The following is a 9,724-nucleotide window of genomic DNA, read 5'->3' on the forward strand; positions in this document are numbered from 1 at the left end:
TTTTAGTCTACTCATCTTCATTAATAATTTTATCGATAAATTCTTTGGTTCGCTGATTTTGGGGATGGTCAAAGAGCTGATCCGGCGTATTCTTTTCCTGGATGTAACCGTTCGCCATAAACCAGACTTCATCGGCTACCTTTTTCGCAAAACCCATCTCATGAGTCACAACCACCATCGTCATGCCCTCATTAGCCAGTCCTTGCATGACATGAAGCACTTCACCGACCATTTCAGGATCAAGTGCACTTGTCGGTTCATCAAATAACATAACTTGCGGATTCATGGCAAGTGCTCTGGCCATGGCAACTCTTTGGGCCTGGCCACCAGAGAGACTGGACGGATAAACATTGGCCTTCCCCTTTAATCCCACTCGGTCTAGTAATCTCAGTCCAATTGAAGCGGCCTCCTGATCTTTGACGTGTTTCACTTTTTTAGGAGCCAGCTTTAAATTTTCTAAGACGGTCATGTTAGGAAAAAGATTAAAGCTTTGAAACACCATCCCAATCCGTTCACCCAAAGTAGCAACCTCTTTGTGGTTGAACCTGGTAAGATCCTTTCCATCAAAGATAATTTGTCCACTGGTGGGTTCTTCCAACATGTTCAGACACCGCAAAAAGGTACTCTTACCAGAACCAGAGGGACCAATCACACAGATGACCTGGCCCGTTTTAATGGTTCCGTCGATGCCCTTTAAGACCTCATTTTCCCCAAAATCTTTTTTCAAATCGTTGACTTGAATCAACGTTTCATTATCAGTTTTAGTCATGGTTCATCCTTCTTTCAAAGTAGTTCAGCACCCTTGACAACGAGAACGAGAGGATAAAGTAGAGAATCATTGCAACGGCAATTGGTGCCACTCCTCTGTAAGTGTCAGCCCGAACGATGTTTAGTTCGTACACAATTTCTGTTACTCCAATGATTGAAACGATGGAACTGTCCTTGATAATGGTGATAAATTCATTTCCAAGGGCGGGCCAAATGTTCTTAAAGGCCTGGGGCAAAATAACCGATGCCATCATGTCTTTTTTAGAAAGTCCCAAACTTCTCGATGCTTCTGACTGCCCCTTGTCAACGGCGTTAATCCCACCTCTGATGATCTCACTGACATAAGCACCACTGTTTAAGGAAACGGCAATAATGCCGGCAGTCAAAGCGGGAATATTGACCAAAACGCCTAGTCCGAAGTAGACGAACAGGACCTGTACCATCATGGGGGTTCCTCTGACAAATTCCGTGTAGGCAATTGACGGCCAGCTCAAGAACTTGTATTTCGAGAGTCTCATCAGTACCAAGATGATGCCAAGAATGATGCCGAAGAAGACGGAAACGACTGAAATAATTAAAGTATACTCAACCCCAGTGGCGAAGTATTTCCAGTAGTGCCACATTGACGTGTTGCGGGTGTTAACCTTCATGTGCTTCCCAGCGTCCTTTAGGTATTGTGGAATCAGGTTCTTTTGGTGAATCTGATCAATACTTTGATTGACGGCGCCTACAAGGGACGTGTTACCCTTCTTAAACGCAATGGCAGTCCCAACGTCGTTTTTATTTAATTTGTAACCCGAATCAACGGCCTTTAGGGAATGATCGTTTGCGACATAGGCTTGGGCCACCGGCTTTTCAACCCCGACGGCAGCAACCTTGTGGGTCTTAAGTGCCAGAACTAAATCTGGTGTCTTGTCCATCCCAACTACGTGCGCGTTGGGAATATACTTTTTAGCTAAACTTTGTTGCAGGGTCCCGGTCTGGGTTCCAACCTTTTGCCCCTTTAAACTATTTTTATTTTTAATCTTACCAGTATCATTTTTGTTGATGAGAAAATCCTGCCCACCGCTATAGTAAATCTTGGAGAAATCAGCATTCTGCTTCCGTTCGGGAGTCGGATTAATTCCGCCAATTGCCATGTCAATCTTGCCCGACTGAACGGCTACCAGCAGAGAATCAAAACTCATATTTTTAATCTTTAACTTAACGTGTAAATTTTTCGCAATCTGTTTGGCAATGTCAATATCAAGGCCGACATCGTCCTGTTTCCCATTCCTATTAACCTGAAACTCAAACGGAGGATAATCCGGAGCGGTTCCGACCGTCAGTGTTCCTGATTGCTTGACTCGGTTCAACGATTGGTCATCCGCGTGTGCTGGTCGTCGTGTTAACAAGGTACCCATTCCAACAATGACAACGACCAACAACAACTGCATGACAGTCTTTAACTTCGACTTACTCATTGAACTTCATCTCCTTAACAATTTCTTAATTAATTTTTCAAAGTGTACCACCTGTGAAATGAAAAGCAAATCTAATTTAAGAAAATTTGCTACCAGAGAGCACAAAAAGACTGAAGCCATGCGGTTTCAGTCTTTTTTGCTTTTTTTATTTTAATTCAGCTTTAGCCTTGTCAATCTGCGCTCTGACCTGCTTAAACCCGGTTCCACCTTCGGAGTTGCGGCGCTTCACGGCCACTTCTGGATCAAGTTCATGATAGACATCGTCCTGGATTACAGATGAGGCTTTCTGTAACTCTTTTAAACTCATGTCCTGTAAGTCACGGTGCGTCTGAATGCAGTTTAAGACTAATTTACCAACAATTCCGTGGGCCTCACGAAACGGAACCCCCTTGGCCGCCAAGTAGTCGGCCAGTTCGGTTGCGTTTGATAAATCATGCTTGGTACTATCACGCATCTTGTCCTTATTGATCTTTAGGGTGGAGAGCATCCCGTTGAACACCTTGAGTGCCGGCAAGACGGTCTTAACCGCATCAAAGACCCCTTCTTTGTCTTCCTGTAAGTCTTTATTATAGGCCAATGGCAGTGATTTCATGGTTGACAGAAGTCCCATCAAGTCACCATACACGCGCCCGGTCTTTCCCCGAATCAGTTCGGCCATGTCTGGATTTTTCTTCTGCGGCATGATTGAACTACCAGTCGAATACTCGTCACTGATTTCTAAGTACTGAAACTCATAACTAACCCACATACTAATCTCTTCACAGAAACGGGACAGATGCATCATCAAGATGGAACAGTTACTCAGAAATTCCAAGGCAAAGTCACGGTCAGAAACAGCGTCTAACGAATTGGCATAGACCTCATCAAAGCCAAGTTCTTGGGCAGTAAACTGGCGATCAATGGGAAACGTAGTCCCGGCAAGGGCTGCCGCTCCCAGTGGCAGCATGTCCGTGTGCTTCTTGTTAAACTCAAAACGTTCCTTGTCCCGCTTCAACATCTGGTAGTACGCCATTAAATAGTGTCCGTACGAGATGGGCTGGGCATGCTGAAGGTGCGTATAACCCGGCATGATGGTTTCCACGTTTTCATCCGCCATCTTCACCAACGTCTTCTGTAAAATCGTAATCTCGTCAATGATTTTGGGAAGCCGCTTTTTTAGGTATAAATGAAAATCCGTCGCCACCTGATCGTTTCTGGAACGCGCCGTGTGAAGTTTTCCGGCTACCGGACCAATCCGATCGGTGAGGATCTTTTCAATATTCATATGAATATCTTCATTTGCTTTGGAGAACTTAATTTTACCAGCGTGCAAATCGGTTTGAATGCCCTCTAAGCCACTGACAATCTGTTTAACGTCGCCAGCGGGAAGAATGCCAGTCTTTTCTAGCATTTTCACGTGAGCCAGTGATCCCTCAATATCCTCGTCAGCCATTAACTGGTCAAAAGAGATTGACGAACCAAAATTATCAACCGATTCATCAGGTTGCTCGGTAAAGCGGCCACCCCATAGTTTATCGCTCATTTACTTTTGTCCTTTTGCTTTTGATTTTTAATCTGAACCTGAGAGTTCACCTTCGTTGGAAGACCCCACAATTTGATAAAGCCCTTGGAAGCCACCTGGTCGAATGAATCAGATGAGGTGTAGGTAGCAAGATCCTTATCATACAGCGAGTTCTTTGACTTTCTGCCAAGGACGGTGACGTTACCCTTAAATAACTTAACTCTGACCACTCCACTGACGTGTTTTTGCGAATCCTTCAAAAAGGCCTGAAGGGACTCCATTAGTGGTGAGAACCAGAGTCCGTCGTAGATGACCTCACTGATTTCGTTTTCAACAATGGGCTTGAAGTGTGCTAAGCCTCTTTCAAAGGTCAAATCTTCGAGTTCCTTGTGAGCTTTAAGGAGCACCGTTGCTCCAGGAGTCTCATAGACTTCTCTGGATTTGATTCCAACTAACCGATTCTCAATGTGGTCAATTCGACCGATGCCATTTTCACCGGCAATCGTATTTAACTCCTTGATGATATCAGCGAATTTCATGGACTTGCCATTCAACGCAACTGGAAGCCCCTTTTTAAACGTAATTTCTAGTTCGGTTGGTTCATCGGGAGTTTCTTCAACCGGCTTGGTCATATCAAAGGCATCTTCTGGAGCGCTCACCCATGGATCTTCTAAGACCCCGGCTTCGTTAGCACGACCCCAGATATTACTGTCAATTGAATATGGCGAATCTAAATCAATTGGGATATCAATATTGTGATCCTTGGCGTACTCAATCTCGTCTTCTCTAGACCAGTGCCAGTCACGAACTGGACTTAACACGTCTATGTCGGGAGCAAGGGCATGAATAGCAACTTCAAATCGGACCTGATCGTTTCCTTTTCCAGTACAACCATGAGCGATCGCATCGGCGCCTTCGTTCTTTGCGACCTCAACCAATTTCTTTACAATCAAAGGTCTTGATAAAGCAGAAACAAGCGGATACGATCCTTCGTACATGGCGTTGGCCTGTAAGTCGACTGAAGCATACTCATCAGCGAATTCATCTTGAGCGTCAATGACGTATGAGCGGACGGCACCCACCTTTAGCGCTTTATTTTTAATGAATTCTGGGTCCTTGTTTTCGCCAACGTTGATGCAGGTTGCAATGACGTCATAACCTTTATCAGTCAACCAAGCGATCGCAACTGAAGTATCAAGACCACCAGAATATGCTAGAACAACTTTCTTCCTTTTATCTGACATTACTAATTCACCCTTTTCTTTTAAGATTGTTCTAAGAGTACTACGCGAATATTGATTTTTCAACCACCTTTGGGATAAAAGTCACATATTCAACACTTAAAGGTTCTCGTCAATCTCTTGATCATCACTGTCGGGAATCTTGGAGTCGGCGTGACGCATGCCGTAAACGAAGTAAATAATGACACCCAACAGGAACCAAACGACCGCATAAATTTTAGCCTGAATATCGAGTCCCATAAAGACAGCGAGGGAACCCAAAAAGCCTAATGCGGGTAAGATTGGATAAAAAGGAATCCGGTAAGCCGCCTTGGGGAGGGTTTTCCCTTCGCGTCTTCTGAGTGGATACATGGCCAGTGAGACCGCCATGAAGGCAATTAACGTCCCAGCTGAAATCAATTGGGCGAGGAAGGTAAACGGAAAAATGGCCCCCAGAATGATTCCAATGATGGTGATGATCCAGAGCGCATTACTTGGAATCTTTTTTTGATTCAGTTTGCCAACGGCCTTGGGCAACATTTTGTCACGGCCAAAGGAATAGATTAAACGGGAACCAGCCATCATCATTCCAATTAAAGCCACTAACATCCCGGCAACCGCCACGGCCTGCACGACGGTGGCAACAATAGTGTGACCACTTTGTCGAAGCGCCCACCCCACTGGTTCGGCGTTGTTAGTATACATGGTGTACTTAAACATCCCTACCAACACTAGTGAAACACAAATAAAGAAAATCGTAGCGATTACTAACGAACCGATGATGCCACGTGGCATGGTTTTTTGGGGATTCTTAGCTTCACCAGAGTTAGAGGCAATGGAATCAAACCCAATGTAGGAGAGAAAAATCGTTGAAATTCCAGCGTAGATCCCTTGCCAGCCACCAAAGACCGTTCCATCAGGATTCGGATGACTTTTCGGGAAAAACGGAACGTAGTTTTGGGCTTTGATAGCGGTCGCACCAACCACGATAAAGGTCACGATTGCCAGCAGTTTCAACACTACCAACACGTTTGAAATTCGAGTTGTTTGTCGGTCACCACGCATCAAGATGTAGGTGACAAGTGCCAACACTAAAACGGCAATAATATCAATTACCCCTCCGTTAGTACCAAGTGGGGAAGAAATTGCCTTTGGTAGCGTAATTCCAAGCGGCGAGATTAGTCCTTGGACGTTTGATGAGAGTCCAGCGGCAACAAAGGCCACGGCGATGAGGTATTCCGCTAGTAGCGCCCAGCCAACGATCCAGCCCCAAAATTTACCAAACAGGACTGAGATCCAAGAATAAGCAGAGCCGGCAAAGGGCAAGACGGACGCCATTTCAGCGTAATTCATTGCTACGAGGCCAGCTACTAGTGCTGCTAGGATGAACGAAATGACAACGGCCGGTCCGGTATACTTAGCTGCTACAATCCCAGGTAAGGTGAAAATTGACGTTGAAAGGATGGTTCCAAGGCCGAGCGCGAGGAAGTCCTTAACGGTCATGGTTTTTTCCAAGTGTTTATCTTTAGATATATAGAAATGAAAATCAACTTTTTCATTCATCTTGTGCCAAATATTTTTCATGCTTCAAACTCCTTTTGGTTACCAACCCATGTTTGCGGGTGATTTAGTTAATTTTCCGTCGTTTAATTCTTGCATTGCTCGTTCAATAATTGAAAAGGACCTTTTTAAATCAGCTTCTTTAATTACCAACGGTGGTTGGAAACGTAAAACATTGCTACGGACGGTAATCATGATGGCCCCTAACTCAAATATTCGATAAATTAGTTTGTTAGCGGCATCACCGTCTGGTTTCTTGGTCTGAGGGTCAACAATGTCAATTCCACCATTTAATCCATACATCCGAACGTCACCAATAAATGGAAATCGGTCTTCCATTTGCTTAAAGAATTGATTGGCCTGTTTGCCTAATCTTGCACTTCGTTCTACCAAGTGTTCGTTTTTAATGACGTCTAACGTAGCGTTAGCAGCGGCCGCCGACACTGGATTACCAGCCGTCGTAAAGGTATTCCCAGGTGCATCCAAGGCATCCATAATTTCTTTTCGACCCGCAACGGCACTGAGCGGCAATCCGGATGCAATTGACTTTCCAATCGCAACTAAATCTGGATGAACATCCTTAAAATAATCAATTGACCACATCTTCCCACTTCGTCCGAGTCCTTGATTAACCTCATCTACGGCAAATAGGATGCCGTGATCCTTGGCAAATCGATACACCCGATTTAAAAAACGTTCTGGTGCTTTAATAAAACCACCATCACCTTGAATGGCTTCGATCTCAATGACCGCCGTCTCCTCAGCTGGTAAATAAGTCTCAAATGGCAACTTAAAGGCCGCAAACATCCGATCACTGAATTCATCATCATTTTCACCCTTTAGACGATTCCATGGACTTGGATATGGAACCTTCACCACTCCAGGTAAAAGTGGTCCAATTTTGCGTGACATGTTGAGACTAACTGCCGAAGTACTAATCGATCCATAGGTTGAACCATGATAAGCACCGGTAAAACTCACAATGTACTGACGGCCCGTGAATGCTCTCGCAAATTTAATGATCGCATCATTCGCGTCTGATCCAGAATTACCAAAAGCCACTTTAGTTGGTCCATCAATTGGAGCTAATTTAGCTAATCGTGGCGCTAACTTAGCTTCTTCAGAAGTCGCAAAATAGGCTGGAGTGTATTGAATCAACCGGCTAGCTTGATCTGAAATGGCTTTGACAACTTTCTGATGACAATGTCCGGTATTAGTTGATGAAGCACTGGATAAGAGGTCAATGTAACTGCGTCCATCTTCGTCCGTTAAAATTGCTCCGGCCCCTGATTTAATTACAATATCAAAATACTTAATTCGTGCTGCCTTTGAGTAAGCGCGCTGTTCGTGAGCCAGCGTTTCTTTATTTGTCATTTCAAACCCTCCTTGAACTATTTATTAAAGTTAACTTCTTGAAAATAAAAAAGTCCCCCAGTTCACGTAACTGGAGGACATTACCTGCTTACCCCCGCAGTTACCAACAAAACTGTGAGGACTTAAAGAAGAAGTTAGCTCTGACTTAAAAGCATCTTATTATCCACACAATTTTTAATCATCACTGTGACTAAAATGAATAATAAAATGCTAATCATGGAAACTACGGGTGCCGTCATCGCTAAAACTTCCTTTCATTAGTTTCACTGATTGTAAATTGAAACGACCAATCCTGTCAATGCTTTTTTATCAATTTCTTAACAAACGACAAAATAAAAACTGAAAGCAGCTTAAATGTCCAACTTCAGCTTTAACGATTATGCTTTTTTTGATTTAACTTGTTTGACATAACTATTCGCTTGCTTCCGGTTAAATTCATGTTCAGAACTTCCAATTACCACCGTCGCAAGTGAATTGCCGACCACGTTGACTGCCGTCCGACCCATATCAATGAACCGATCGATGCCAGCGATGAAGGTCAAACCAGACATGGGAACGCCAATCGTTGAAATAGTCGCAAGCAGCACAACAAAGGAGGCCCCTGGAACTCCGGCCATTCCCTTTGAAGTGATCATCAATACAATCAGTAAGGTAACCTGCTGTCCAATCGATAAGTGAATGTTATAAGCTTGGGCAAGAAAAAGAGCCGCCAGTGACTGGTAGATTGCCGAACCGTCAAGATTAAAGGTGTATCCGGTTGGGATAACGAACGAAACGATTGATGGATTAACGCCAAAGTGATCCATTTTTTGAATCATCTTAGGTAGAACCGCCTCAGAGCTGGCAGTCGAAAAGGCTAAAACAATTTCATTCTTAATAACCGCCAAAAGGTCCGAGAGTTTGAAATGGCAGAGGCGAGCCACCACTCCCATTACTACCAGAACGAAGACAAGCATAGTGAGGTAAACTAAGAAAACAAAATAGCCTAACGGTAACAGGGCCTTAATTCCTAGTTCGGCCAAGGTCACGCCGATTAAAGCACATACTCCAATGGGAGCTAGGTGCATAACCCAGTTCGTGATCTTAAACATAACTTCTGAGACTGCACTCATGAAGTTAATAATGATTTGTCCCTTTTCACCGATGGCTGCGGTTCCTAAACCAAAGAAGACCGAAAAAACAATGATGGGCATCATATCACCCTTGCTTAATGACGCAAAGATGTTAGTAGGAATTAAGTTCATGATCATGGACCAGATTCCTGTATTTTTGGACTGCTTGGCAGTCGCTATGTATTGACTAATGTCCGTCGATCCATGCATCTGATGAACATTAATGTAAGTTCCGGGATGAGCGATGTTAGCGACTAAGAGACCCAAAATAATAGCAACCGTGGTCATTAATTCGAAGTAAACCAGCGTCTTTACCCCAATCCGTCCGACCTTTTTGATGTCACCCATTCCGGCAATTCCAACCGTTAAACAAGAAACCACAATTGGTAAAACAATCATTTGAATTAGGCTAATAAACATAGTCCCAATGTTTTGCATTACATTAATGGCATCTTTATTCTGATAAAAAATAACACCTAAGATAATCCCTAAGAACAAGCCAAATACAATTTGCCAACCAAGTGAAAAACGGTACCAGCGTTGTTTTTTCATAAAATCACTACCCCTATGACTTAATTGTTGGTAATTATACACCTAATTTACGGCACAAAAAAAGAGTTCCTAACCAAATGGTTAAAAACTCTAGGTTGCGTGGCAACGTCCTACCCTTGCAGGGGGCGATCCCCCAACTACTCTTGGCGTGCTGAAGCTTAACTTCTGTGTTCG

At 43.8% G+C, this 9,724-nt stretch carries 7 protein-coding genes; all 7 read right to left on the minus strand.

Annotation, left to right across the window (positions count from 1 at the left end; genetic code table 11):
• Positions 1–7 precede the first annotated feature (7 nt).
• Positions 8–769 carry an amino acid ABC transporter ATP-binding protein gene (locus AC6UD6_RS04870; RefSeq protein WP_500695869.1) on the minus strand — a complete coding sequence of 254 codons (762 nt, stop codon included), beginning with the start codon at positions 767–769 and terminating at the stop codon, positions 8–10.
• Positions 762–2,231 (minus strand): ABC transporter substrate-binding protein/permease, encoded by a 1,470-nt coding sequence (locus tag AC6UD6_RS04875; protein ID WP_500695870.1) that lies wholly within the window; start codon positions 2,229–2,231, stop codon positions 762–764. The genes AC6UD6_RS04870 and AC6UD6_RS04875 overlap by 8 nt, the downstream gene beginning before the upstream one ends.
• 145 nt (positions 2,232–2,376) lie before the next feature.
• Positions 2,377–3,753 (minus strand): argininosuccinate lyase, encoded by a 1,377-nt coding sequence (gene argH / locus AC6UD6_RS04880; RefSeq protein ID WP_500695871.1) that lies wholly within the window; start codon positions 3,751–3,753, stop codon positions 2,377–2,379.
• Positions 3,750–4,976 (minus strand): argininosuccinate synthase, encoded by a 1,227-nt coding sequence (locus AC6UD6_RS04885; protein WP_500695872.1) that lies wholly within the window; start codon positions 4,974–4,976, stop codon positions 3,750–3,752. Before AC6UD6_RS04885 ends, argH begins: the two co-directional genes overlap by 4 nt.
• Before the next feature lie 96 nt (positions 4,977–5,072).
• Positions 5,073–6,536, minus strand: coding sequence for an APC family permease (locus AC6UD6_RS04890; protein ID WP_500695873.1), 1,464 nt, complete (start codon positions 6,534–6,536; stop codon positions 5,073–5,075).
• Positions 6,537–6,554: 18 nt separating this feature from the next.
• Entirely contained in the window at positions 6,555–7,886 is a 1,332-nt protein-coding gene (locus AC6UD6_RS04895; protein WP_500695874.1) for an aspartate aminotransferase family protein, read from the minus strand.
• 377 nt (positions 7,887–8,263) lie between these two features.
• Positions 8,264–9,550: a cation:dicarboxylate symporter family transporter gene (locus tag AC6UD6_RS04900; protein ID WP_500695875.1), complete on the minus strand. Its 1,287-nt coding sequence runs from the start codon at positions 9,548–9,550 to the stop codon at positions 8,264–8,266.
• Positions 9,551–9,724: the final 174 nt, after the last annotated feature.

It is taken from the genome of Fructilactobacillus sp. X8R2C1, from assembly GCF_059900955.1.

What these genes read in the sequence shown, in the direction of transcription:
- AC6UD6_RS04870 (WP_500695869.1), bottom strand. Translation starts at nt 769, where the DNA reads ATGACTAAAACTGATAATGAAACGTTGATTCAAGTCAACGATTTGAAA.
- AC6UD6_RS04875 (WP_500695870.1), bottom strand. Translation starts at nt 2,231, where the DNA reads ATGAGTAAGTCGAAGTTAAAGACTGTCATGCAGTTGTTGTTGGTCGTT.
- argH (WP_500695871.1), bottom strand. Translation starts at nt 3,753, where the DNA reads ATGAGCGATAAACTATGGGGTGGCCGCTTTACCGAGCAACCTGATGAA.
- AC6UD6_RS04885 (WP_500695872.1), bottom strand. Translation starts at nt 4,976, where the DNA reads ATGTCAGATAAAAGGAAGAAAGTTGTTCTAGCATATTCTGGTGGTCTT.
- AC6UD6_RS04890 (WP_500695873.1), bottom strand. Translation starts at nt 6,536, where the DNA reads ATGAAAAATATTTGGCACAAGATGAATGAAAAAGTTGATTTTCATTTC.
- AC6UD6_RS04895 (WP_500695874.1), bottom strand. Translation starts at nt 7,886, where the DNA reads ATGACAAATAAAGAAACGCTGGCTCACGAACAGCGCGCTTACTCAAAG.
- AC6UD6_RS04900 (WP_500695875.1), bottom strand. Translation starts at nt 9,550, where the DNA reads ATGAAAAAACAACGCTGGTACCGTTTTTCACTTGGTTGGCAAATTGTA.